This window comes from Paenibacillus sp. GCM10027626, assembly GCF_042676285.1.
Lineage (GTDB): Bacteria > Bacillota > Bacilli > Paenibacillales > Paenibacillaceae > Paenibacillus_Z.
The window spans coordinates 1-24,720 of the sequence record NZ_JBHTHC010000001.1; the positions used below are offsets into that span (position 1 = coordinate 1).

20 protein-coding genes are annotated in these 24,720 nt (G+C 51.6%); 15 read left to right on the plus strand and 5 right to left on the minus strand.

Annotation, left to right across the window (positions count from 1 at the left end):
• Positions 1-421: 421 nt before the first annotated feature.
• Positions 422-1,462 carry an alcohol dehydrogenase gene (locus ACFQ0N_RS00005; RefSeq protein ID WP_379322290.1) on the plus strand — a complete coding sequence of 347 codons (1,041 nt, stop codon included), beginning with the start codon at positions 422-424 and terminating at the stop codon, positions 1,460-1,462.
• 261 nt (positions 1,463-1,723) lie between these two features.
• Here ACFQ0N_RS00005 and ACFQ0N_RS00010 read toward each other — a convergent pair whose 3' ends face one another.
• Positions 1,724-2,002, minus strand: coding sequence for a hypothetical protein (locus ACFQ0N_RS00010; protein WP_379322291.1), 279 nt, complete (start codon positions 2,000-2,002; stop codon positions 1,724-1,726).
• 290 nt (positions 2,003-2,292) lie between these two features.
• Between ACFQ0N_RS00010 and ACFQ0N_RS00015 the strand changes: the two genes are divergently transcribed.
• From ACFQ0N_RS00015 to ACFQ0N_RS00035, 5 genes are all read left to right on the plus strand, one after another.
• The gene (locus tag ACFQ0N_RS00015; RefSeq protein ID WP_379322292.1) at positions 2,293-3,600 is read left to right on the plus strand and encodes a purine/pyrimidine permease; all 1,308 of its coding nucleotides are present in this window, start codon (positions 2,293-2,295) and stop codon (positions 3,598-3,600) included.
• The gene (locus tag ACFQ0N_RS00020) at positions 3,597-4,346 is read left to right on the plus strand and encodes a protein kinase family protein (protein WP_379322293.1); all 750 of its coding nucleotides are present in this window, start codon (positions 3,597-3,599) and stop codon (positions 4,344-4,346) included. Before ACFQ0N_RS00015 ends, ACFQ0N_RS00020 begins: the two co-directional genes overlap by 4 nt.
• A 358-nt stretch (positions 4,347-4,704) precedes the next feature.
• Positions 4,705-5,004 (plus strand): hypothetical protein, encoded by a 300-nt coding sequence (locus tag ACFQ0N_RS00025; protein WP_379322294.1) that lies wholly within the window; start codon positions 4,705-4,707, stop codon positions 5,002-5,004.
• Complete coding sequence (gene ppdK, locus ACFQ0N_RS00030; protein ID WP_379322295.1) at positions 4,976-7,678, plus strand: pyruvate, phosphate dikinase; 2,703 nt, start codon at positions 4,976-4,978, stop codon at positions 7,676-7,678. Before ACFQ0N_RS00025 ends, ppdK begins: the two co-directional genes overlap by 29 nt.
• A gap of 178 nt (positions 7,679-7,856) precedes the next feature.
• The gene (locus tag ACFQ0N_RS00035; RefSeq protein ID WP_379322296.1) at positions 7,857-8,918 is read left to right on the plus strand and encodes an LCP family protein; all 1,062 of its coding nucleotides are present in this window, start codon (positions 7,857-7,859) and stop codon (positions 8,916-8,918) included.
• Positions 8,919-9,081: 163 nt separating this feature from the next.
• On the opposite strand, the gene ACFQ0N_RS00040 is transcribed toward ACFQ0N_RS00035, so the two are convergent.
• A complete protein-coding gene (locus ACFQ0N_RS00040) occupies positions 9,082-9,930 on the minus strand; it encodes a helix-turn-helix transcriptional regulator (protein WP_379322297.1) in 849 nt (282 codons plus the stop codon).
• 133 nt (positions 9,931-10,063) lie between these two features.
• Between ACFQ0N_RS00040 and fabF the strand changes: the two genes are divergently transcribed.
• Together fabF and ACFQ0N_RS00050 are read left to right on the plus strand one after the other, a co-directional pair.
• Positions 10,064-11,302, plus strand: a complete 1,239-nt coding sequence (gene fabF / locus ACFQ0N_RS00045; protein WP_379322298.1) for a beta-ketoacyl-ACP synthase II — start codon at positions 10,064-10,066, stop codon at positions 11,300-11,302.
• A gap of 71 nt (positions 11,303-11,373) precedes the next feature.
• Complete coding sequence (locus tag ACFQ0N_RS00050; protein ID WP_379322299.1) at positions 11,374-12,156, plus strand: SDR family NAD(P)-dependent oxidoreductase; 783 nt, start codon at positions 11,374-11,376, stop codon at positions 12,154-12,156.
• A 165-nt stretch (positions 12,157-12,321) separates the two neighbouring features.
• Here the strand turns inward: ACFQ0N_RS00050 and ACFQ0N_RS00055 are convergent, their stop codons facing one another.
• Genes ACFQ0N_RS00055 through ACFQ0N_RS00065 form a run of 3 tightly spaced genes read right to left on the minus strand, consistent with a single transcriptional unit; the run spans position 12,322 to position 14,890 of the window.
• Positions 12,322-13,104 (minus strand): ABC transporter permease, encoded by a 783-nt coding sequence (locus tag ACFQ0N_RS00055; RefSeq protein ID WP_379322300.1) that lies wholly within the window; start codon positions 13,102-13,104, stop codon positions 12,322-12,324.
• A 5-nt stretch (positions 13,105-13,109) separates the two neighbouring features.
• Positions 13,110-13,913 (minus strand): ABC transporter permease, encoded by an 804-nt coding sequence (locus ACFQ0N_RS00060; RefSeq protein WP_379322301.1) that lies wholly within the window; start codon positions 13,911-13,913, stop codon positions 13,110-13,112.
• Positions 13,910-14,890, minus strand: a complete 981-nt coding sequence (locus ACFQ0N_RS00065) for an ABC transporter ATP-binding protein (RefSeq protein ID WP_379322302.1) — start codon at positions 14,888-14,890, stop codon at positions 13,910-13,912. Before ACFQ0N_RS00065 ends, ACFQ0N_RS00060 begins: the two co-directional genes overlap by 4 nt.
• 482 nt (positions 14,891-15,372) lie before the next feature.
• Between ACFQ0N_RS00065 and thrS the strand changes: the two genes are divergently transcribed.
• The 7 genes from thrS to ACFQ0N_RS00100 all read left to right on the plus strand — a co-directional run bounded on the left by thrS (position 15,373) and on the right by ACFQ0N_RS00100 (position 24,710).
• Positions 15,373-17,292 carry a threonine--tRNA ligase gene (gene thrS / locus ACFQ0N_RS00070; RefSeq protein WP_379322303.1) on the plus strand — a complete coding sequence of 640 codons (1,920 nt, stop codon included), beginning with the start codon at positions 15,373-15,375 and terminating at the stop codon, positions 17,290-17,292.
• A gap of 97 nt (positions 17,293-17,389) precedes the next feature.
• On the plus strand, positions 17,390-18,073 hold the full coding sequence (locus ACFQ0N_RS00075) for a hypothetical protein (protein WP_379322304.1): 684 nt from the start codon (positions 17,390-17,392) through the stop codon (positions 18,071-18,073).
• Positions 18,074-18,122: 49 nt separating this feature from the next.
• Positions 18,123-19,073 carry a ribose-phosphate diphosphokinase gene (locus ACFQ0N_RS00080; RefSeq protein ID WP_379322305.1) on the plus strand — a complete coding sequence of 317 codons (951 nt, stop codon included), beginning with the start codon at positions 18,123-18,125 and terminating at the stop codon, positions 19,071-19,073.
• Between the two features lie 111 nt (positions 19,074-19,184).
• On the plus strand, positions 19,185-20,477 hold the full coding sequence (locus ACFQ0N_RS00085) for a helix-turn-helix transcriptional regulator (RefSeq protein WP_379322306.1): 1,293 nt from the start codon (positions 19,185-19,187) through the stop codon (positions 20,475-20,477).
• A 35-nt stretch (positions 20,478-20,512) separates the two neighbouring features.
• Positions 20,513-21,607, plus strand: a complete 1,095-nt coding sequence (locus ACFQ0N_RS00090; protein WP_379322307.1) for a glycoside hydrolase family 88/105 protein — start codon at positions 20,513-20,515, stop codon at positions 21,605-21,607.
• A gap of 104 nt (positions 21,608-21,711) precedes the next feature.
• Positions 21,712-22,779, plus strand: a complete 1,068-nt coding sequence (bglB, locus tag ACFQ0N_RS00095; RefSeq protein ID WP_379322308.1) for a beta-galactosidase BglB — start codon at positions 21,712-21,714, stop codon at positions 22,777-22,779.
• Positions 22,780-22,817: 38 nt separating this feature from the next.
• Positions 22,818-24,710: a heparinase II/III domain-containing protein gene (locus ACFQ0N_RS00100; RefSeq protein WP_379322309.1), complete on the plus strand. Its 1,893-nt coding sequence runs from the start codon at positions 22,818-22,820 to the stop codon at positions 24,708-24,710.
• Positions 24,711-24,720: the final 10 nt, after the last annotated feature.

Here is a 24,720-nt window from a genome sequence, read left to right on the forward strand (position 1 = left end):
CTGGTATCGTTCGTACATCCGACGATCCTTTGCTTTTTTCATCGCGGTTTCGATTTCTTGAAATGCAACTGTGTTTTCCATTCTGATTTCCTGCCTGTCTAAGTGGTTTCCTAATTATTTCGACATGCAGAAGCTAAATCCTTACCATTGTTTTCTAATCTTTAGTTCAACTTATATAGAGCAAGCGGGAGCAAAATAAAACGAATGCGGTGATGACAGTGGCAAAAAGGGATTGTTCTGCAAGACGCCAGCTGTTCTTCATCTCGGGGCGAAGCAGGCAGGAATTATTATCGGAAAGCTGCTGCGAGGACAATGTTCACAAAATATTGACAATTTAGAAACAAGTTAGATACAGGAAAAATCCGGGATTTTTGTTACACTAGAAGTGAATTGACAAAAATATGACGGATGGTGAAATGCAATGAAGGGACTTGTTTATCGCGGGCCGCATGAGGTGGCGCTGGAAACAGTGGAAAAGCCAATGTTGCTGGCCGATACCGATGCTTTGATTCGCGTGACGCTGACGACCATTTGCGGCAGCGATGTCCATCTCTGCCATGCCCATATTCCGACGACACCGGGTTATGTGCTTGGACATGAATATGTCGGCATTGTGGAGCAAGTAGGGAGCAAAGTATCCCAGTTCAAGCCTGGGGACCGGGTAATCGGCCCAGCGGCTCCGTATTGCGGACAGTGCGAACGCTGCCTTAAAGGGGATATTATGCATTGTATGAACGGCGGCGTTCATGGCAGCGGTCCCGAATTTGGCAATTTGTCCGGCGCACAGGGCGAATATATGCGCATTCCTTATGCTGATGTCAATCTTGTACATGTTCCGGAGCAATTGGAGGATGAACAGGTTCTATTCGTGGGCGACATACTGTCTACGGGTTATTTTGCGGCGGAAAAGGCTGCGATTGCTCACGGCGACACTGTCGTTGTATTCGGTGCAGGACCAGTTGGTTTATGTGCCGTTCAATCCGCACAGCTGTTCCATCCAGAACGGATCATTCTAGTCGATATTGATCCTTTCCGGCTTGAAGCAGGGCTGAAACTCGGCGCTACGGATACCATCAATGCCAAGGAGCAGGATGTGCTTGAAGTGATCGGCAAGCTGACAGGCGGCAAGGGAGCCGATGCAGTTATTGAAGCGGCAGGCGCGGAAATTACCTTCCAACAAGCGGTTAAGTGCGCGGCACTATGCGGCCGGGTCGTATTGGTGGGGATTTTTGGCCAGCCGGTTTCCTTCCCGCTTCACGAGGCTTTTATGAAAAACCTGCGTATCGAGATGGGGCTCTCCTATCTGGGTCACATGAAAAAGCTGGTGAAGCTGATTGAAAACGGAAAAATTGATCTGCGTTCATTGATTACACACCGTATGTCGCTTAATGAAGTGCAGGAAGCCTTCAAGCTGTTCGAGCAGCGTACAGAACAGGTTATTAAAATTGCCATTCGTCCTTGATCAAGCTGGATAAAAAGGAAAGAGAGAGCATGCTTAGCAAATGATGCTGAGCGGATGCTCTCTCTTTTTTTGCGCTGCCTAAAAAGAGAATCATCACATAGGTAGATATGTACTTTTGACGGGTCCGGACATTGATCGTCTTGAGAGCAGCGAGAGGGCTCGTTATAAGTGGCAAAGAACTGATTCTCAACTTTATTAAGAGGCTGTAAAAAAAGGGGCTGATAGTCGTTGGGGCGACTACCAGCCAAGCTGACAATTGCCTTATTTTTTCTTGCGGCTGCGGACACTGGCTCTGCTAGTTTTACCGCTTTTGCGAGCGCTGCGTATGAAGACGTCTTTGGAAGAAAATGTGCAAATATGTTTTGGAACAGGTACGCAGTGGTGCTGTTTGATGAGTTCAGTGGGGTGAATGATAGGCTGAATTTGCGGATGGCAAATGTCTTGTACAACATAGTTAGTAGGTGCGACGATCGGCGGAGCTTCAGGGCATAAGGCGCCGCCTACTGCTGCCGGACTAATGAAGTTTTGGTTGGGTTCCATACTTTATCAATCTCCTTTTGGTTGATTGGTCTTTCCTCTCTAGCTTATGCAGAAACTTGTTTAAGTGTTTTAGGTGTTCGTCCTCCAGGTACATTTGCCATGTCAGGTGAAATGCTGCATATGCATTTGACAGGGGATATATGATTGACTTTGGCGAGCGGGTTTGCTACGATTTAGTAGGTTTTTTGTGCTTAAGCAGGGAGATATCTACATATCAATCACCGCCCTCAGTTGATGAACGGAGGGCGTTTTCTGTGTCCAGCGGTGTTGGCGAGAAGGGGGAGAAGGTAGTGAGACAAATACTGCCGTCGTTGCAATGGCTAATTTTTATTTTGTCAGGGAGCATTGTTGTGCCGGTGACGCTCGCGGCAAGCTTTGGGCTTGAAGGGGAGGCTGCGATGGCTTTCATCTCACGCACATTTCTTGTATTGGCAGTTTCCGGCTTGCTGCAGACCTTCTTCGGGCATCGTTTGCCCATCAATGAAGGCCCGGCCGGGCTGTGGTGGGGATTTTTCAGCCTTTATGCCGGTCTCGGGCTGGCGCTCTTCGGATCGGCGGAGGAAACGCTGCGCGTGCTGGAGTTTGCACTGCTCGTAAGCGGCGTTATTACGATTATTTTGAGTCTGACAGGTCTCATAGACAAGCTGACAATGCTGTTTACGCCTTTTGTTGTAGGGATTTATATGATTTTGCTAGTAGCACAGCTCAGCGGCGCTTTTGTCCGCGGCTTGCTCGGTATTGACAGAACAGGAGAAGTGTCGCTGCCGATTGTTGGTTTGTCATTCGTGACCATCAGCTTGTCCTTTCTTATGACACGAAGCAGAAGATGGAATACGGTCAGCATTCTTTTGAGCATTGCTGTGGGCTGGGCTCTTTTCGCGCTGTGCGGTTATGGTGAGCTGCCGCAGCTGCCTGATACCTTGTTCATCGTGCCGGAGCTGTTCGCGCTAGGGATGCCGCGGATGGAATGGAGCGTAGTTCCGACGACAATATTTGTTACGCTGCTGCTTATTACGAACATGCTTGCTACAATTAAAGTTGTGCAGGGAGTCATGAGCCGGTTAGGGGCAGCCGAAGAGGCGCAGGAGCAATCTCCGCGGAAGGCCGGTTTTTTTATGGGAATAAGTCAACTGCTGGGCGGAATGCTCTCTGCAGTAGGCTCGGTGCCGATTTCCGGTGCGGCTGGATTTATTGCTGCTAACAAAGTTACAAGCAGAGTTCCGTTTATCATTGCTTCGCTGGCGATTATTGTCCTCAGCTTTTTTGCGCCGGCTATCGCCTGGATAGCGGCGCTGCCGCCAGCGGTAGGCTATGCTGCGGTGTTTCCGATCTTTTCGGGAATGATGATGCTTGGTTTGCGGGAATGGTTCGCAGCGGCAAGTGCGGAACAAATTATAGCAAGGGTGGGCATGCCGTTATTTGCCGGTATCGGTGTAATGGCAATCCCGGCCGGCAGCTTTTCTTCCTTGCCGCCTTTGTTTTCTTCGCTGCTCAGCAACGGGTTGATACTAGGCACGATCATCGCGCTCATAATGGAGGCGGTCCGCCTCTATAGGGAAAAAGCGTCCAAATTGACGGGAGGAGCTGGAATGCGGTGAAGGTGAGATTTGCCCTTGAAGATCGCTTGTTGATTCGTCATTTGTATGACCATTACGGCCTGCAGGCTGCAAGCATCCACTTTATTCCCAAAGGAGACTCGGCATATTCGTACTGGCTGCAGTGTAGTGACGGCATGCGCTATTACTTGAGATTGTTCGATCGCCGCAATGACAGACAGCGGGCCAATGTTGAGAGGCTTCCTTACTACTTGCCATTAACCTGGCACTTGTATCATCAGGGTTTGTTTGCCAAAATGACGTATCCGCTCAAGGCGCGTTCAGGGCAATTTCAGACCGAACTGGATGATGCAACGATTGTGCTATTTCATTATAACGAGGTGGAGACGCTTGCTGATGCCTACCCTTTGTCTGCAGAGCTGGTCGCGAAAATTGCGCGGACTGCGGCCGAAATTCATCAGACGGCGTCACAGATCGATCATCGCCTGCTTGCCGCTGAAAGCTATGATATTGCTTTTGCGCCGCGTTTGGAGGCGTGCATAGCCGAGCTGGATTCAACTGCAGATGTGTCAGCGCCATTCAAGCAAGCGGCGCAAAAATATGTGCTGCCGGAGCGGGAGCGGATTACTGTCCTAATGCAAAATAAACAGCTTGGTAAGCTTGTCGGCTTACCGGGCTGTTTTTTTGTCGTGCCGAGAACGGCGGCGGGACTTAGAGGACCTGAGCGGACCGTGGATACGTTATCTGTGAACAAATCAGCAAAAACGGGTTGCTCGCGGACCGTTTGATCCGTTATTGGCAGAAAATCGCCGCTAAACCCCGGCGAAATCGGCACATAACGGATCGTGTCCGCGAAACCTCCGAATGAGCCAGCTTTCAACAAAATAACGGATCGTATGTCCGCATGACTCACAGTTCCCCTCTCATACGCGATTTGCAGCCGAAAATCGTTGTCTACATCGAAGCGGAGTCATGCAGCTGCTTATAAAGTGCATATTATTTATATGTATTATTGTCTGTTTGCTTGAATCAAACTACGTTTAACGAAAAATATGATACACTATATAAAAATATATGTTGCATCATAAACGGAGTTGTATTATATTTATGTCATACAAATGAAAGCGAGCATTCAGCCTGAAGCCGATGGCGAATGGCGTGGCCGGGAAGCGGGCGCAGCAAGCAGCGAGAGCCGCACTTGCCGGATTTCAAATCGATAACAGGAGTGATGAGACGATGCATAATGAAGCGTTGGATGTGAGAGGGTCTCACAAAGTGAACGAGTTGGGATCCTTACTTTGCAAGAATTGCGGTGAATTAATTGCGACTGTCCCGACGAATGGCGTGAAAATCTTTTATGGGCAATGTATAGACAATGAATGCAGCCATTCGATCAAGCTGGGGGGAGCAAACGATAATGGAGAAGCTAGTATTTCTATTCCGTGAAGGCAACGCAAAAATGAAAAATATTCTGGGCGGGAAAGGAGCCAATCTGGCGGAAATGACATTGGCCGGTTTGCCGGTGCCGCCCGGATTTACCATATCGACAGCCGCTTGCCACGGGTATTTCGAGGCGGGAGACCGGCTGCCCGCAGGGCTTGAGCAGCAGATGAGTGAGGCTCTGGCGGAGCTCGAGCGGATGAAGGGCCAGCTCTTTGGCGATCCGCGCAATCCGCTGCTCATCTCCGTCCGCTCCGGATCGGTCACTTCCATGCCGGGGATGATGGATACGATCCTTAATCTGGGCATGAATGACGAGACGGTGGCGGGCTTGGCCAGCCGTACTGACGATTGGCGTTTTGCGTATGACTGCTATCGCCGGCTCATTCAGATGTTCGGCAATGTAGTGTTCGGCATCGAGTCGCATGATTTCGAGCTGCTGCTGCGCAAAATGAAGCAGGAGACGGGTGCAAGCCAGGATCAGGATGTATCTGCTGAAGGCTGGCAGCGGCTGATTGAACAGTATAAGCAATGCTATATGAAGCGGGCCGGTCGCCCTTTTCCGCAAGATGTGCATGAGCAGCTGCGGCTGGCGGTGGAGGCGGTCTTCAAATCATGGAACAACCCGCGCGCCAAGGTATACCGCAAAGTGAATCGCATTCCGGACAACCAAGGGACGGCGGTCAACATCCAGAGCATGGTCTACGGCAATAAAGGCGATGATTCAGGGACCGGTGTACTGTTTACCCGCAACCCGTCGACCGGAGAAAATCACTTGTTCGGCGAGTACCTGGTCAATGCCCAAGGCGAGGATGTTGTTGCGGGCGTGCGAACGCCGCTGCCGATTGAAGTGATGCGTACAGCGATGCCGGCGTTGTTCGAGCAGCTTAGTCAAGTAGCCAAGCAGCTGGAAGATCACTATCGCGATATGCAGGATATTGAGTTCACTGTTGAGGCCGGAAGGCTGTACATGCTGCAGACCCGCAACGGTAAAAGAACGGCGCAAGCGGCATTGCGGATCGCGGCTGAGTTGGTCAGAGAAGGCAAGATTACGAAAGAGGAGGCCGTCTCCCGAATCGAGATGTCTCATTTGGATCAACTGCTGCACCGCGGCTTGCAGGACAACGGCGATCTGCAAGTGATGGCTGCCGGCTTGCCGGCTTCGCCGGGAGCGGCGGCCGGCATCCTAGTATTTGACGCTGACGCTGCCTCGGAGATGAGCCGTTCCGGAAAGCGGGTTATTTTGGCCCGGCCGGAGACGACGCCGGAAGATATCCACGGGCTGCTTGGCGCCGAGGGCGTATTGACGAGCCGCGGCGGCATGACGAGCCACGCAGCGGTTGTCGCCAGAGGAATGGGCAAGCCTTGTGTGTGCGGCTGCGAGGCGATCCGCATTTTGCCGGAGGAAAAACGGATGGAAACCGATCAAATAACGGTGCGCGAAGGTGAATGGGTGACGCTGGACGGCACGACCGGCCGTGTCATAATTGGCGAGGCGGCGCTGCGGGAAGCGGAAATGACGGAAGAGCTGAAAGCTATTTTGCAATGGGCCGACGAAATTCGGACATTGAAGGTTTATGCGAATGCCGACAACCCGGCAGATGCGCAGGCGGCTAGACAATACGGCGCTCAAGGAATCGGCCTCTGCCGCACAGAGCATATGTTTTTCGCGCCGGAGCGGCTGACTGTTGTACAGCAGATGATACTGGCCTCCTCTCCGGAAGAGCGGAAGGCTGCGCTGGAAAAGCTGCTTCCTATGCAGCAGGAAGATTTTGAGGGGATTTTCCGCGCCATGGACGGGCTGCCGGTCACGATTCGCCTGCTAGACCCGCCGCTTCATGAATTTTTGCCAAGCGAGCAGGAACTGGGGGAGCGGCTTGCCGAACTTGGGGAGGCAAGCCAGGACGGCACAGGCCGGGAGCGGCAGCTAGTCGCCCAGATGCTGCGGAAGGTACGGGAGCTGCACGAAGTGAACCCGATGCTGGGGCAGCGCGGCTGCCGGCTAGGCATCGTCTATCCGGAAATTTATGATATGCAGGTGGAGGCCATCGTTCAGGCGTCTCTCCGCTGCCAGGCAACGGGCATAACCGTCCATCCGGAAATTATGATCCCGCTAGTAGGGCATGCCAATGAGCTGAAAATGCTGCGCGAGAGCGTCGAACAGGTGGCGGCGAAGGTCATTGAGCGCGCCGGGCAACCGGATCGTGCGCCGATCCATTATACGGTAGGGACGATGATTGAAGTGCCGCGCGCTGCACTGACGGCGAAGCAAATTGCGGCGCATGCCGACTTTTTCTCCTTCGGGACGAATGATTTGACGCAAATGACATTCGGCTATAGCCGCGACGACGCAGAAAATAAATTTTTGGCGCATTATGTCGATCAAAAGCTGCTGCCGCATAATCCTTTTCAAGTGCTGGATGCAGACGGCGTAGGCCAGTTGATCGAGCTGGCAGTCAACAGTGCGCGGGCTGCGAAGCCGTCGCTCAAAACAGGCATATGCGGAGAGCATGGCGGGGATAAAGAATCAATTTTCTTCTGCTATCAGGTAGGGCTGGACTATGTCAGCTGCTCGCCTTACCGCATTCCGCTGGCCAGAATCGCCGCTGCGCAAGCATATATTGCACTAGGTGCGCCGGACGGGCAGAGAGAACGACTGGAAATCAACCGTACAGCGTAAGCTAATTTTCACTCAGCGGGGTTGCCGAAGCGGCCCTGCTTTTTGGCGTGAAAAGACGGGATTAAACATTATTCGACAATTTCTAAGAAAAATTTAACTGTTCAATCGAAGCGTTTTCACGTAAAATATAACGGTATAATTTGCGAATTCTATATGTTGTCATGCGATGGAGGATACAGTGGACGAAAAACAATTAAGAAAAAAGACCATCATTCGACGTGTTTTGATCGGATGTGCAGTTGCTGCAGGGACGACATTAATTGCTGTAGGCGCTTATGCCGGATTTTTAGCGAATAAGACGGATTCGACACTGAAGAAGATTGCTGCCAACCCGCAGCAAGTGGAACAGAAACAACAAACGAATGAGGCTGTCCCTGATTTGTCGGATGAGGACAAAAGATTACTGAAGCCGATGACATTGCTGCTTAGCGGTATTGACAGCCGTGACGGCAGCGGGGGTACGATCAATACTGATGTCATGATGCTGGCCAGCTTTAATCCCGATACTAGGTCAGCGAGCATTTTGTCAGTGCCGCGCGATTTGCGGATTGAAAGCGATCAGGGAAGCGACCATAAAGCAAATTATTACTATGCTCATAATTTCCTCAAGGATAAAACAACGGCAATGGAAAATACGAAGCAATTCTTTTCCGAGCTGTTCGAAGTGCCGATTGACTATATGGTAATGATTGATTTTGACGGCCTGCGTCAAGTCGTGGATGAAGTAGGCGGACTCGATATTGATGTTGATATGGATATGCGTTATGTAGATTCTGCAGACGGCACCGACATCAATTTGCGCAAAGGGCTGCAGCATCTCGATGGCAAGCAGACGCTGGATTTCGTACGCTACCGCAAGTCCAACAGAGGGACAGCGGAGTCGACCGACCCGGCGCGCAATCACAGGCAGCAGATGGTGCTTAGTCAGGTGATGGACAAGCTGGCATCCTTCGAAGGCATGACGCAATGGGGTAATGTGCTTGATATTGTCGGCAACAATGTCAAGACAGATATCCCGGTCGATAATTTGCGCAATTGGATTTACAATTTCCGCAAGCTGAAGCCGGACCGGCTGACCTTTTTGCCGCTGGAGAGCGACTGGAAGAGCCCGTATATGTTCGCGAACAAAGATCAGCTGATCGATGCATTTGCGAAGCTGCGCGAGGAAGTTGGCGGCGATCCCGAGAAAAAATCGTTAAGCAAGCGAATTGGTACATACACCGGTTCATCCATAAATTAGTGCCGATAGAGAGGAACGAACGACATCTTGTTATGAGAGATGCGTTCGTTCCTTTTGTTGATTTTATAGAATTTATATGTTTACCTGATAAATTCTATAAAATTTCAGGGGAAGAAACTTGCTGCGCCTCAAGGATGCCGTCAGCCGTTTCTTCTTATTTCATTTAACGCTGCATGAGCTGCGCCAGTTTATGTTCGGTTGTCGTGTCTGCAGCGGGGGTGTAGATGCTGCAGCGCAAATCTGTGTCTCCCTGAACTTGCAGCGAGGTCAGATGAAAATGCATCTTGCCGGCTTTAGCATGGCGGAATTCGATTACTACTTCAGGGGCGGAGCTGACGCGGCTTTGCTCCCAAAGGGAATTGAAATCAGGATGCGCGCCGCGCATTTCCTGCAAAAACTGCTCAAACCACTGATCTTCCACATATTGGCCGTAGTAAGCACGGAAGATGGCGAGATAGCCGCTAGCAAAATGCTCCCAATTGACAGCAAGCCGCCGAAGTTCTTTCCGAGTAAAAATCAGCCGAAGCAAATTGCGTTGTTCGAGCGGTATTTGCTCAAAATCGAGAAATACATACGCGGCCGCCTCGTTCCAGCCGACGATTTGGCAGCGGCGGTCGGAAACGATCGCCGGACAGGTGCGCAGCTCCCGCAAAATACGGGCAAGCGCTGGGCTGATTTCCGGCTGTGAATCTGCCGTACGGGCGAAGCTGCTTGTCCCGCCGCTTTCTAAAGCGAGCGCGTACAAATACTTGCGCTCATCGGCAGTGAGCTGCAGCGCGCCCGCGATCGCATCGAGCACAGAGGCCGACACATTAATATCGCGCCCTTGCTCAAGCCATGTATACCATGTGGCGCTTACTCCGGCTAATTGCGCCACCTCCTCCCGCCGCAGTCCGGGGGTCCGGCGCCTGCTGCCGGCAGGCAGGCCTGCCGCCTGCGGTGAAATTTTGGCCCGCTGCTGCTTGAGGAAGGCCGACAATGCTTGAAGTCGGGTTGGTTGATGAAGCGACATGATAAGATACCTCCCAGCTTAGTTTAGCATAGTAGTTATTATACTAGTATAAACAACAACTTGTAATAGGATAAAGTATATGGGAATATTACTCTCAGGCCCTATTAAATTTCGAAGCTGGAGGCGATCGTGTATGGAAAGAGTAGTCATCACAGGAAGAGGAATTATTTCGCCGCTGGGCAATGATGTAACAACCTTTTGGGAAAATTTGCGGGCCGGTCAGTCCGGCATTACGGCAATTGATACATTTGATACGTCCAAATTAAAATGTAAAATTGCAGGAATGGTACGAAACTTCGATGCCGAAGGCAGATTCGGGCGCAAGGAAGCGCGCCGCATGGACCGTTACTGCCAATATGCGCTGGCGGCGGCGCAGCAGGCGGTTGCCGAGGCGGGACTCAGGCTGGAGCAAATAAACCGGGAACGCGTCGCTGTATATGTCGGTTCGGGTATTGGGGGCATCGGCACATTGATGGAGCAGGCGAAGCTGCTGCAGGAGCGCGGCGCCGACCGGGTAAGCCCGCTGCTCGTGCCGATGATGATTGCCAATATGGCGGCTGCCACGATCAGTATTCATTATGGCATTACAGGGCCGACGCTCGCCCCGGTAACGGCATGCTCGATTGGCAACACCGCGATTGGCGAGGCGGCGAGGCTCATTCAGACAGGCGCTGCCGATGTTGTTATTGCCGGCGGTGCGGAAGCGGCAATAACAGAAATTGCGCTTGCCAGCTTCGGCAATGCGACAGCGATTTCGACGCGCAATGAAGCGCCGCAGCTGGCGAGCAGGCCTTTTGATGGCGAGCGCGACGGTTTCGTGCTGGGCGAGGGGGCGGCTTTGCTTACATTAGAATCGTTATCGCATGCACTGCGGCGCAACGCAGTTATTTATGGCGAGGTTGTTGGCTATGGCGCCAGCTCTGATGCTTATCATATGGTGGCCAGTCATCCGGAAGGAGAGGGGGCGTTTCTGGCGATGAAAGCAGCGCTTGCCGATGCCGGCTTGCACCCGGGCGAAATTGATGTCATTAGCGCCCATGCAACGAGCACCGATGTTGGGGATCGCTCGGAAACAGCAGCCATCAAGCGATTATTCGGCGAACGGGCCCGGCAAATTCCTGTGACGGCGAACAAATCGATGCTTGGCCATATGCTGGGCGCCGCAGGAGGAGCGGCGGCAATTGCACTGCTGCAAAGCATGGAAGCTGGTATCATTCCGCCAACAATCAATCAACAGGCAGCCGACCCCTATTGCGATCTTGACTATGTGCCTAACGAGGCCAGGCAGGCGCGAATAAGCGTGGGAATGGCCAACTCCTTCGGCTTTGGCGGCCATAATGCCGCTCTGGTGCTGCGCTCCTTCAATTCATAATGACGACTATTCCGATGTGGACAACCTGCGGTATTCATGGAATAATGAAGCTAAAAAAGGATGCGTGAAAGATGGAGCTTGGTCTAAAAGGGAAAACAGCAATTATTACCGGCGGCAGCAAAGGAATCGGCTTGGCGAGTGCGCAGCTGCTTGCGGCTGAAGGGGCGCAGGTAGCGATCGTAGCCAGAAATGAAGACGGTCTGCGGCGGGCCGCGGCTCTAATTAAGGAGAAAACCGGCTCCGAGCCGTTTATTATAGCGGCGGATGCCGGAGTAGAGGGTGATGTCGAGCGGGCAGTGAAGGCGGCAGCCGAACATTTCGGCGGCATCGATATTGTCGTCAACAATGCAGGCACAGCGGCGGCGAAGCCATTCGCGGACATTGAAGCGAGCGTATGGGAGACCGATCTTGATCTGAAGCTGCTCGGCGCCGTGCATTTCTCGCGCGCAGCGCTGCCGTATATGCGGCAAGCGGGCGGCGGAGCCATCGTCAATGTAACGGCGATTGGCGGCAAAACGCCGGGTGCTTCGTCTTTGCCCTCCTCGGTCAGCCGCGCTGCCGGCCTGGCATTGACGAAAGCGATGAGCAAAGATTTAGCGGCTGACCGCATTCGGGTAAACGCGGTATGCATTGGCAGCATTCGCAGCGACCAGATTGAGCGGATTTGGCAAGCGAAGGCTCCTGAGCTGACGTGGGAGCAATTTGCCGTAGATCCCCGTCATGATATTCCGCTCGGCCGGATCGGGGAAGCGGAGGAAGCGGCTAATGTCATCGCGTTTCTAGTATCGGACGCAGCCTCTTATGTGACGGGTACATCGGTGAATATAGACGGCGGCAAAGCGGCGGTGCTATAACGGGAAAATTGCAGATGATACGGCATTCAGCGGTCAGTTCATGAGCTTGTGACGGGATGTTCATCTGATATCAAAAGGTTGAGCAGAATAGATGCTCAACCTTTTTTCGTGCCAAGAATGCCGGCAGGCTGAATGCTTACAGCTGTCAGCGGCGTACGACCAATGCTACGAGCCTGTCGAGCGATAGTGGCGAACGCCAAAATGCCAGACTAGCAAACAAGGGAGCATAAAGAGCAAGCCGGCCAGCGGCGCAAAAGCATACGCAGGATGCTGCCCCTCTGGTTTATCCAGCAGGTAGAGCAGCGGCAAATAATTGACGCAGCCGAACGGGATGACAAAGGTGAAAAAGCGGGAAACCCATTTCTGATAAATATTGAGCGGGTACTGCGCCATTTCGCGGCCGCCATCGGTAAAGATGTTGGCGACTTCGAGCCCTTGAATCGTCCAGAAGCTAAGGGTGGCTGCCAGCATAAAAATGCCGGTGAAAATAAAGACGCCGCTAGTAACCATAAGCAGCAAAGCAACGCTTTTTAAAACAGTCCATTCAATGGACAACTGGCTGATCGCCCAGCCAAGCACAACAACGCTTTGCAGCAGCCTGCCGAAGCGCGTAAACTCGAAATTGGAGCCGAGCACCTGCAGGACGGTGCTGCGGGGGCGAACAAGGAGGCGGTCAAACTCTCCTTTCACGATCAGGCTGGAGAAGGAGTCAAAGCCGCGGGCGAAACATTCGCTAATGGCGAAAGCCATATGAATAACGCCGAAGCAGAGCGCCACTTCGAAAAAGGACCAGCCTTCAATTTGCCCGAAGCGTTCAAACAGGAAATAAAGTCCGGCAAAGACGGAAAACGGAATGAAAAATTGCCCGGTCGTCAGCAGCCAAAAGGAAGCGCGGTATTGGGTTTGCGATTTGAATAAAATGAGCAAATATTTAAAATAAAGCTGCATAACGGTTAACCTCCCTGCACGACAACGCGGCGGAGCGCCTTACGCATAGCAAACACGCCTGCTGTCACGAGAATGGCGAGCCAAATGAGTTGAATGCCGATGCCGGCGAGCGCCCCGTCCTGCGGAATATGCCCGGAATAGACGCGAAACGGCAGATCGGCTGCCAGATGGAAGGGGAGCCAGGAGACGATTGTCTGCATCCAGCCCGGCATAAGCGGAATCGGGATGATCGATCCGGCGAAAAATTCGCCAAGCACGGCAAACAGCAGCAGCGAGCCGACAGGCGACATCGTAATGAACACCGAAATATAGATGAACATCGAAATTGCGACTAGTACGAGCAGTCCAAACAGCAAGGTGACAACGAATAATAGTGCGGTTGCCATGTCGGGCGGCAGCGACAAACGATACGGCTGCGGTAAAAAGAGCGCCACTGCCAGTATCGGCAGACTTCGCAGCGCTGCGCTTGCCAGCCGCTGCGCTAACAGCTTGGCGTACCAGAACGGATAGATGCCGCTAGGTCGGCATAGCTCATAGGCGATGTTGCCGGTCGTGATGAGCTGGAACAATTCATTATCGCGAAACCACAGCATAATGAATGAGAGAAAGGCTTGCTGCAGCCAAATATAAGTAACGAGCTGCGAAAGCGATATGGAGGCATTGACTGCCGCTTGATTGTAAAACGCATCATAGACCATAATGATCATAAATCCCCAGAAAAACTGTGTAGCGACTCCGGCCAATGCAGCCGCGCGATATTGCAGGCCATTGTTCAGCCGCAGCTTGAATACGGATAAATACATCCTCATGATATTTGGTACTCCCGATATAATTTAACGATAATGTCATCGATCGGCTGAGCGTCAATCGTGACATCGACGATGGCCAACTGTTCGGACAGGCGCGCCAACATCGCTGACATATCGACCTGTTCGGTATCAACGCTCAGCACGGCTCGTTCTGCTGTCGATGATATAACATCAGCGCCTGGAAGGTTAATGGCGCCTGTATGTATGCGATGGTCGACAGTAATCGTCTTGCGCGTGCCAAAGCGGCTGCGAAGGGAGGCAAGCGCGCCATCATACAATTTGCGGCCTTTGCCGATAAGAATAATGCGCTGCGCCAGCGCTTCGATATCGCTCATATCATGGGTTGTAAGAATGACGGTTACGCCTTTTTCCTTGTTAATTGTCTGGATAAAACGGCGAACGGCCAGCTTGGAAACAGCGTCAAGGCCAATGGTTGGTTCATCTAGAAACAGAATGGAAGGGCTGTGTAGCAATGAGGCGGCAATTTCGCAGCGCATGCGTTGACCGAGACTTAATTGTCTGACAGGGGTGTTGATCAGCTCGTTCAAGTCAAGTGTATCTGCCAGCAAATTCAGATTGCTGCGATATTCATGCAGAGGAACTTTGTAAATATCGCGCAGCAATTCAAAAGAATCGATGACAGGAACATCCCACCACAGCTGCGAGCGCTGTCCGAAGACGACGCCGATCCGCTTCACATAAGGCACCCGCTCCAGCCACGGCGTATATCCCATAATGGAGCATGTGCCTGAATCGGGAACGAGAATGCCGCTCATCACTTTGATCGTTGTTGACTTTCCGGCGCCATTAGGGCCGATGTAACCGACGATTTCCCCTGCTTGAATCGAGAAGGAAATGTCGCTTAGCGCTTCTACATAGTTGTATTCACGCTGAAATAATGCTTTGAACGCATGACGAAACCCGGCTGACCGCCTGGCCACCTTGAACGACTTGCTTATGCCATTTACTGTAATCAAAACTGTCCTCGCCTCCTGACGTTTTAAAAGTGAAAGGAACAAGAAAGTATCATTGTTAATGACAGGTTGTCAATCGAAATTTTTCAAATATCTGTTTGACCTGCAATCGGATCGGGGGTATAATATGCACCATAAATAAGCGATTATCAAAGACATGATTTCAACTTTTGACTGTACAGAGAGGGAAGAGCTTGCTGAAATCTTCCTCAGTGCTGGGCTGGAGTTACCCCTTTGTAGCTGTATCGTTGAATTTGCCGGGAGCCTGTATGAGCGGCATTAGTAAGCGATGCCGGTTAGTCCCCGTTATCGGATGCCAGGATTTACGAATGAGGATCTGCTAATCGGCTATTGCCGCCAGCCCGCTGCGGCCGGCTACTAGGATCGGCAGGTTGAATAAGGGTGGAACCACGAGCTTGAACGCACTCGTCCCTTGAGGAGAGGCGTTTTTTTGCGTTCAATTTTATAAAAGCGGAGGGATTCACATGAATGACCAAATTCAACTTGCGTTTCCGGACGGAGCAGTGAAAAGCTTTAATTTCGGCACAACGACGGAGCAGGTTGCCGAATCGATCAGCCCGGGGCTGAAAAAAGCGGCGGTTGCCGGCAAGCTTAACGGGCGGATGATTGATTTGCATCGGCCGATTGAAGAAGACGGAGCAATAGAAATTATAACGCTCGACAGCGCAGAGGGGCTGGAGATATATAGGCATAGTACAGCGCATTTGATGGCGCAGGCGATCAAACGGATCTACGGCGAAAAGGCAGTAAAGCTGGGGATTGGCCCGGTAATCGCCGACGGATTCTATTACGATATCGATATCGTTAAGCCTTTGTCGACGGATGATTTGGCGGCGATCGAGAAAGAGATGGAGCGCATCGTCCAGGAAAATATTGAGATTTCGCGCCAGGCCGTCAGCCGCGAGCAGGCGATTGCCCGCTTTGAGGAGCTGGAAGATCCGCTTAAGCTGGAGCTGATTCGCGATTTGCCGGAGGATGCGGTCATTACGCTTTACGAGCAGGGCGAATTTGTCGATTTGTGCCGCGGGCCGCATCTACCGTCGACTGGCCGCATCAAAGCATTCAAATTGCTAAGTGTAGCCGGCGCTTACTGGCGGGGCAATTCCGATAACAAGATGCTGCAGCGAATTTATGGCACGGCATTTCCGAAAAAAGCGCAGCTTGACGAGCATCTGTTTCTGCTGGAGGAGGCGAAGAAGCGGGATCACCGGAAATTGGGCAAAGAGATGGAGCTGTTCATGTTCTCAGAAGAAGCGCCGGGCATGCCTTTCTTTCTGTCCAAAGGGATGGCGATCCGCACAGAGCTGGAAAATTTCTCGCGCTCTTTGCAGCATGAGCAGGATTACGAGGAAGTGCGGACACCGCTTATGATGAATCGCCGGCTGTGGGAGCAGTCCGGACATTGGGAGCATTACCGGGACAATATGTATTTTACCGAGGTCGACGACAATGCTTTCGCTTTGAAGCCGATGAACTGTCCCGGGCATATGCTTATTTTCAAAGACAGCCGCCGATCTTATCGCGAACTGCCGATCCGGATGGCTGAGTTCGGCCAAGTGCACCGCCATGAATTTTCCGGAGCGTTGAATGGAATGATGCGCGTTCGGACATTTTGCCAGGATGATGCTCATATTTTTGCCCGCCCGGATCAAATTGAGGATGAAATTGGCCGTGTCATTGCGTTAATCGATCAAATATATGCCGTATTCGGGTTCAGCTATGCGATCGAGTTGTCGACGCGTCCGGACGATTCGATGGGCTCGGAGGAGCTGTGGGATCAAGCGGAGAACGCATTGAAAAAGGTGCTTGACCTGCGCGGGATTGCTTACCGGATCAATGAAGGAGACGGAGCCTTCTACGGGCCGAAAATCGATTTTCATATTTTTGACGCCTTGAAGCGGAGCTGGCAGTGCGCAACAATCCAGCTAGATTTCCAAATGCCGGAAAAATTCGATCTCAGCTACATTGGTGAAGACAACCAGAAGCATCGCCCGGTCGTCATTCACCGCGCCGTGTTCGGCTCGATTGAACGGTTTATCGGCATTCTGACAGAGCATTACAGCGGTCACTTCCCGTTATGGCTTGCGCCGGTCCAAGTCAAGCTGCTGCCGGTATCGGCGGGCTATAATGATTACGCCTATGAGGTAAAGCGGCGGCTAGTAAGAGCGGGAATTAGAGTTGAGCTGGATGAGCGCAATGAGAAGCTCGGCTATAAAATTCGTGAAGCGCAGCTTGCTAAAGCGCCATATATGGTTGTAGTCGGCGAGAACGAACGCGCCCGGGGGTCAGTGGCCATCCGCAAGCGCGGCGAGGGAGAACAAGGCGAAATGGAGCTGCAAGCATTTATAGATCTGCTGACGGCGGAAATTCGTGCGAAGAAATAAAGCTTACAGTTCATATTTGGCAAGCTGCCGCTGGATGAATACCGTTCAGATCGTTGATACTAATGTTTGACAGTATAAGGGATAGGACGGTGACAAGATGACACAGTGGTCAGATAAAATATTTGATATCTATTTATTTGCTGGCGTCGCCACGGGACCCAATATGTTTCAGGAATGCAGAATCGAGCTTGATCGTCGTCATCGCGGTCAAGAAAATAGCGTCGTAGCGGGGGAGTTTTTCCCCTACGGCTTTCATGAGGAAAGCTTGGTGAAGCAGGTTTGGCAGGTACGGCGGGACATGCTGTCCCGCAAGCACGGCAGCGGGGTTCAAGAAGCTGCGAGCTATATTAAGGAGCGGCTGCCGGGCAGGCGAAAGCTGCTCTTAATCGGCCATAGCGGCGGCGGGATCGCCGCTTATCGCACAGCGGTGCAATTGCGCCGCTGGGGAACTAAGACGGAATTCCATATTATTCAAGTAGGCTCGCCGAAGATGCGCTTTGCGGAAGAATTGCGTAAGCAGATCACCTATATCGTTGCCGTTGACGAGCAAGGGAAGGAGATCGACCGGGTGGCGCGGCTGGGCAGCTGGGGCGGCTGGAGCAAGGGAAGGAACGGTCTTCCATACTGGAATAAGCATAAACATGCCCCGGGCCGAATTGAGACGATTACGCTCATTGGCGGACATCCGCATTACTTCTGCAGCTCGGAGAAATACGTGCATCCCGAACGCGGCTCTAATCTTGCGCTTACACTTGATGCGATATGGGGAGGCTTCGCTTGAAATTTATGGTACAATAGAGGAACAAGGCTGCAAGGATGAAGGAGGAAATGTGTTGGCCGAAAATATTGCGATATTCTCAGGGTCATCCAACCCGGAGCTTGCGGAGCAAATAAGCAAGCACTTGAATTTAAAGCTTGGTCAGGTAAACTGCTCTCGGTTTAAATCCGGGGAGATTTATGTCAACTATGAAGAGGGAGTGCGCAATCGGCATGTCTACATTGTGCAATCCTTTTCACCCCCGGTCAATGATCACTTCATCGAGCTGCTCGTCATGATTGATGCAGCTAAACGGGCATCGGCCAAAACCATCAGCGTTATCGTTCCCTATTACGGGTATGCGAGACAAGAAAGAAAGAGTGCGCCGCGCGAACCGATCTCGGCCAAGATGGTAGCGGATGTTCTGACAACGGTAGGGGCGCAGCGCATGATTACGATCGATTTGCATGCTCCGGCGATTCAAGGATTCTTCAACATACCGGTCGATCATATGACGGCGCTCGATTTGATTTGCAATCACATCAAGTCGAAGAACATCAGCCGCCCGGTTATTGTATCGCCGGATGCAGGCCGCGTGGAAACTGCCGAAATTTTGGCCAATTATTTGGATTGTCCCTTTGCCATTATGGTGAAGAAGCGGCCAGCTCATAATGAGGCGGTCATTACCCATGTTATTGGCGAGGTGGACGGCTTCACGCCGATTATTATTGAGGATTTGATCGATACGGGCTCGACGATCGTCAAAGTTGTGGAAGGGTTGAAGGAACGCGGGGCGGAGGACGCCTATGTATGCGCGACCCATCCGGTGTTTTCAGGGGCGGCGCTGGAAAAACTGAGTCATCCGAATATTAAGGAATTGGTGATCACAGATACACTGCCGCTTGCAGTGCCGTATCCTCCTCATGTGAAGGTGCTTTCGGTGGCCCCGCTGCTGGCAGAAGCTGTGAGCAAAAATATATATGGCGGCTCGATAAGCAATTTGTTTAAAGTAAAAAGTGTATAAAGCATATGGACAGCCTCTGATTCGACAGCAGCGTTTGGACGAAGATCAGAGGCTTTTTTTGCACCCTTATGATGAAGCATACATACCGAGTCTATAGGGAGGGGATCGCAATTGAAAAGTAATGTTGTTGCAATTGGCAACAAGCTGTTAATTCAGCGGCAATCCGATTCCGGCCATAGCGAGCGCAGTTCTGCAGCGCTGTTGAATTTGGAGCACGGCCTGCAAAGTCCCCGGGCCGGACATGTATCCGGGCTGCTTAGAGGCATGGTGCTGCTTGAAAAAAATAAAAATGAAACCGCTATCAATCCAGGGCTGGTTTGCAGCAGCTGTTCCGTTCTGATCGTGCGGCTGAAGCGCGCTTCTGCTGGCAAAATCAAATTAGCTGTCCAGCCTGATATCTGTGCGAGACTGGCAGCAATGGCGAGACGGCTGGCAGAGCAGCGGCAGTTTGTCGTCATCGACTCCGTCCAGAACGGCGAGCTTGTCTTGGTCAGTTTGTTTCCCAAAATGTTGACGGTGCGTGACGTACATAAACGATTGAACTATTTTTGCGTTGATTTTATTGAAACGATGCGGCGGGAATACAGCTTCGTCTGCTGCATCGCCGTAAGCCCCAATTACAAGCGGCTGCAGGATTTGGACCAAGCCTTTCAGGAGGCTGCAGCTTTAATGGAGAGCAGCTTTTTTCGCAGCGGCGAACCTGTGCTGTTTCCGGATGGCAGCAAAGGGGCGGATCACATGGGACAGTTCTCGATTTTGCGGGATTTGGAGCAGTTCTATCAAAAGCTGGATTACGCCGGCAGCCAGGAAATCGATTATTATCTGGGACAGCTCTTGGAACGCATTGCAGCTTACTGTGCCGGCAATATATTAGTCGCCAAAGGGCTGCTGCTCGATATCGGTTTAGGAACGGCGCGCTACTATTTTCGGGCCACGGGAGACGAATTCGGATTAGATTACCGAATCGACGAAATGACGGAGCGCATTTACAGCTTATCCAGTATGCAGGAAGCGGCTGCTTATTTGCAGGAGCTGGTATATACAGTCAAGTGTAAGCTGGAGGCGGATGACAAGGAGTACAGCCTTGTCGTTAAAAAAGCGGTTGATTACATAAACAGCCATTTTGCCGAAAACATCAACTTGACCATTGTCGCCGATTATTTGGGGTTAAGCTCCGGTTACTTGAGCCGTCTTCTGCGGGCGGAAACCGGCATCAATTTTGTTGATTTAGTGAGCACAGTGCGTATAGAAGCGGCAAAACGGCTTTTGATGGATCCGAAATATAAAGTGAATGAAGTGGGCGAGTTGGTTGGCTACAAGGAATACGCTTATTTTTATCAAGTATTCAAAAAAATCGAAGGCCTTTCGCCAAAGGAGTATAAAAACAAAAGCCGAGAAATCTAATCAGCAAAACGCTTACACATAAAGGGGGAGTTCGTATGACGATGACCCATTTGAAGCGAGAGCACATCGAGGCTTTAATCGAAAAAGTAATCCAAGGGCTGCAAAATTTGACCATCACGATTGAGGAAGATACACCTGTAAGCATTATTTCGATGAATCAGTGGGATTGGTCGCAAGGTGTGGCCTTATTCTCGCTGTATTTGTACTACAAAGAAACAGGAAACCGGTCGATTTTGCACTATTTGTCAGAATGGTTCGATCATCGTATCAGAGAAGGACTCCCGCCTAAAAATGTAAATACGATGTGCCCGATGCTAACTTTGAGCTATTTGTATGAGGAGACGCGGCGGCCGGATTATTTGGAAATATGTGAGGAGTGGGTCTGCTACGCCGTGGATGAAATGCCGCGTACGCCGGAGTTCGGCATTCCGCATTTGACGCTTGAGAGCTGCAGTGACGATCAGCTGCGCGACGATACGCTGTATATGACCGTGCTGTTTATTGGACGGATGGGCGTGATGCTGCGGCGCGATTATTACATTCAGGAGAGCATTCGCCAGTTTCTCGTCCATCAGAAATATTTGGCGGACAAAAAGACAGGTTTGTTCTATCATGGCTGGTCATTTATCCACCAGCATAATTTCGCAGGCGCCTTCTGGGGGAGGGGCAATGCCTGGTATATGGCGGGACTGGTTGACTTTCTCGATATGGTCAGACCCCCGATGGGGATCGAGATGTTTCTGCTATCGTCGCTGGAGCGGCAAATTCAGGCGCTGCATATGCTGCAAACCGCGAATGGGCTGTGGCGGACAATTCTTAATGACGAGACTGCCTATGAGGAAACATCGGCGACCGCGGGCTTTGCCTATGGCATTCTAAAGGCGGTCCGCAAGGGCTATATAAGCGAGGATTACCGGGAAACGGGGCTGCGGGCGCTCTTTGCCGTCATTGAAAAAATCGACAGCAGCGGTATTGTACAAGGTGTTTCCTACGGGACGCGGATCGGCTGGACGCTGGAATTTTATAAAAAAATTCCACAATGCCCGACGCCATACGGACAATCGATGACCCTGCTTATGCTGGTGGAATGCTTGCAGCATTTTGATGAGCAAGGGCTTTATGAGTGCTAGCCCCTGAGCAAGATAGCTAATATATTCACAAAAATGTGTAATAGAAAACCGCTTTCTTTCTTGTAAAATAAGTACCATTATGGGCAAGAAAGGAGCTGGCGGTAATGAGTGATACCCGGTCCAATGATGCGATTGACGAACGAATAGGCCGTGTACTGCAAGGGATGAAAAGCTTGAAGCCGGCCTTTAAAGAAAATGTAAAAGACAGTATCGTATCAATGGATGTATGGGATTGGTCACAAGGAGTCGGGCTGTTTGCGATCTATTTGTTCTATAAAGAAACCGGAAAGCGGGAACTGCTGGATGAATTAACGGCATGGTTTGACCGCCACCTGGCCCAGGGGCTTCCGGGAAAAAACGTCAACACGGTATGTCCGCTGCTTACGATGAGCTTTTTGTACGAGGAATTGTGCAGAGAAGATTTTTTGGAAATATGCAAGGAGTGGGCAGCTTATGTGTATGCGGAGATGCCGCGTACGCCCGAGGGCGGCATTTCCCACCTGACAGTAACAAGCGAGAACGAGGGCCAGCTATGGGACGACACGTTATACATGACTGTATTATTTTTGGGGCGCATGGGGGTGCTGCTTGATCAGCAACAATACGTTCAGGAAAGTATCCATCAATTTCTCGTCCATTTGAAATATTTGACCGATGTGCACACAGGGCTGTTCTATCATGGCTGGACCTTTCTGGAAAATCATCATTTTGGCGGCGCCCGCTGGGGGCGAGGCAATGCCTGGTATACGGCGGGGCTGATCGATTATTTGGATATGGTGCCCGTTCCGGAAGGGGTGCGCAAGTTTTTGCTGACCTCGCTTAGACGACAGACCGAGGCGCTGCTTCCGCTGCAGACGGAGGAAGGGATGTGGCGGACGCTGCTTGATGATCCTGACGCTTACGTCGAAAGCTCGGCCACAGCCGGGTTTGCTTATGGGATTTTGAAGGCTGTGCGCAAAGGATACTTGCCGGAAACGTTTCGGGAAAGCGGACAGAAAGCGCTGGAGGCCGTTAGTAGCCGTATCGATTCGGCCGGTTTCGTTCATGAGGTATCGTATGGCACCTGTGTCGGCGATACATGGCAATATTACCGCGATATTCCGCGATGTCCGATGCCTTATGGGCAGGCGATGGCGCTCTTAATGCTGGTAGAAGGCCGCAAGCACCTGTAGCCCGCAGGAATAGAACTTCGGAAAGGATCTGATCAGCGATGAACAAAACGATGCAGCTCGTAAGCGATTGGCAAGCAATTCACGAAAAAATAAAGGCGCATACATGGGCGCAAGCAAGCATGAGCAGGCTGAAGCAAGAGACCGATGCGTGGATTGCCATCTATGAAGACGATGCGGAGCGAGTAGCCGGCTGGGGCCATCACTACTTTTGCGACGAATGCTTTGCGGCGTTAATTTTCGATCCGGAAAAGCGGACCGAGCACCGCTGCAGCGGCTGCGGCAAGCTGCGCGACGCCCAGGAAGCAAATGATGCTTGGTGTTATATCCATCGTTCAACGGCAAGTTCAATGCTCTTTCATGCCGCTATTTTGCATCAGCTCGACGGAAATCCGTCTTATATGGCCTATATCCGCAAAGTGCTGCGCTTCTATAGCGATCATTACGGCACATTTGGGGCGCGCACGCCTCCCGGTCAGGAAGGGATGTTCTGCGGGACCGATTTATGCGATGCGGTAGCTGTTATTTGGATGCTTCACGGGATGGAATTAGTCAAGGAGCAGTTCACTGCAGAAGAGCTCCGATACTATAAAGAAAAGTTTTTTATTCCGGAGGCTGACTTTCTCATCCGCAAGGTTGGCTGTACGCCGAATATTATATGCTGGATGAAGGCTGCTGCCGGCATGATTGGCCTGTTTTTCAATGAACGTATCTGGTGCGAACGGGCAGGCGATGGCGAGTACGGGATCAAGCGCAAGCTTGAGGAGGGCCTGCTTCCTGAGGGCTTCTGGTACGAGGCCTCCTTCCATTATCATTTCTATTGTGCGGAAGGGTTAACGTATTATTATGCATTTTGCAAAATTTACGATTATGCATTTCCTGAACTGGAGGATGCTGTGCTAAGGATGTACCGCTATCCGGTTAAATATGCCTTTTCGAATGGGGCGTTCCCGAATCCGAATGACGGGTGGCCGCTGCTCAGCTTTGGCAAATACGCTCATCAATATGAATGGATTCGCAACGTTTATGATGAATTGCCATTTCGCTATGCGCTTGCCCAGTGCTATGAGCGATCAGGCACAGGGGATGGCGAGGGCGGGGCGAACCGGTTGCTTTTCGGCCAAGATTGGAGCGGGGAGCAATTTGCATTCAGCACAGCCGGAACCGCAGAGGGAGTGGATAGCGGCCTGCCTGACGGCTTATCAAGAGTCGATAAAGATATTTGCTTTGCTCTGCTGCAAAGCGGAGAAGCGGCTGTGTTTCTGAAGTATGGCTATGTACTGCGCGAGCATTCCCATGCCGATATGATGAATTTTGAATTGTATTTGCGGGATGAAACAGTATCGCGCGATATATCCAATAGCGGCTATGGCTCGGAGCTGTTCCGAGAGTGGCAGCGGAAGACGATTGCGCACAATTCGTTGATGGTCGACCGGCAAAATCAGCCGAACCGTCCTATGGGGCGCGTCGTAAAATTTCAGCCGGAGAACAATCTGTTCCATGGCGCGGCTGATGAAGTATATCCGGGCCTCGGCTTTGCCCGCAAACTGCAATTGTTTCCTGACCGGCTGCTGGATGAGTTTACTGTACAGCCGGCCGGCGATCATCAGGACTCGCATGAATTTGACTGGCTCTTTCACTGCTCGGGAGAGCTGCAATCTTCTTTAACGTTTGTGCGGGCCGAACCTCCGGGCGATGCCGATGGCTATCAGCTCATGCTGGAAACCGCGTGCTGCCGGACAGATGAGGCATGGGAGTTGCATTGGATACTGCCGGACAAGACAGTTACTCTCCGCATGGAGGGGGCGCCGGGCACAACGATATACCGCTTCAAAGGCTATGAGCATCAGCTTGATCTTGTCCGTTGGGGCGTCATGGTAAGACGGCAAGGCAAGAGTGCCAGCTTTAAAGCAAGCTATCATTTTTCACTATAAAGGCGAGGAA

Excerpts from the sequence above, each read along its gene's own strand:
- ACFQ0N_RS00005 (WP_379322290.1), top strand. The coding sequence starts at position 422 with ATGAAGGGACTTGTTTATCGCGGGCCGCATGAGGTGGCGCTGGAAACA.
- ACFQ0N_RS00010 (WP_379322291.1), bottom strand. The coding sequence starts at position 2,002 with ATGGAACCCAACCAAAACTTCATTAGTCCGGCAGCAGTAGGCGGCGCC.
- ACFQ0N_RS00025 (WP_379322294.1), top strand. The coding sequence starts at position 4,705 with ATGGCGAATGGCGTGGCCGGGAAGCGGGCGCAGCAAGCAGCGAGAGCC.
- ppdK (WP_379322295.1), top strand. The coding sequence starts at position 4,976 with ATGGAGAAGCTAGTATTTCTATTCCGTGAAGGCAACGCAAAAATGAAA.
- ACFQ0N_RS00040 (WP_379322297.1), bottom strand. The coding sequence starts at position 9,930 with ATGTCGCTTCATCAACCAACCCGACTTCAAGCATTGTCGGCCTTCCTC.
- fabF (WP_379322298.1), top strand. The coding sequence starts at position 10,064 with ATGGAAAGAGTAGTCATCACAGGAAGAGGAATTATTTCGCCGCTGGGC.
- ACFQ0N_RS00050 (WP_379322299.1), top strand. The coding sequence starts at position 11,374 with ATGGAGCTTGGTCTAAAAGGGAAAACAGCAATTATTACCGGCGGCAGC.
- ACFQ0N_RS00055 (WP_379322300.1), bottom strand. The coding sequence starts at position 13,104 with ATGCAGCTTTATTTTAAATATTTGCTCATTTTATTCAAATCGCAAACC.
- ACFQ0N_RS00060 (WP_379322301.1), bottom strand. The coding sequence starts at position 13,913 with ATGAGGATGTATTTATCCGTATTCAAGCTGCGGCTGAACAATGGCCTG.
- thrS (WP_379322303.1), top strand. The coding sequence starts at position 15,373 with ATGAATGACCAAATTCAACTTGCGTTTCCGGACGGAGCAGTGAAAAGC.
- ACFQ0N_RS00075 (WP_379322304.1), top strand. The coding sequence starts at position 17,390 with ATGACACAGTGGTCAGATAAAATATTTGATATCTATTTATTTGCTGGC.
- ACFQ0N_RS00090 (WP_379322307.1), top strand. The coding sequence starts at position 20,513 with ATGACGATGACCCATTTGAAGCGAGAGCACATCGAGGCTTTAATCGAA.
- bglB (WP_379322308.1), top strand. The coding sequence starts at position 21,712 with ATGAGTGATACCCGGTCCAATGATGCGATTGACGAACGAATAGGCCGT.
- ACFQ0N_RS00100 (WP_379322309.1), top strand. The coding sequence starts at position 22,818 with ATGAACAAAACGATGCAGCTCGTAAGCGATTGGCAAGCAATTCACGAA.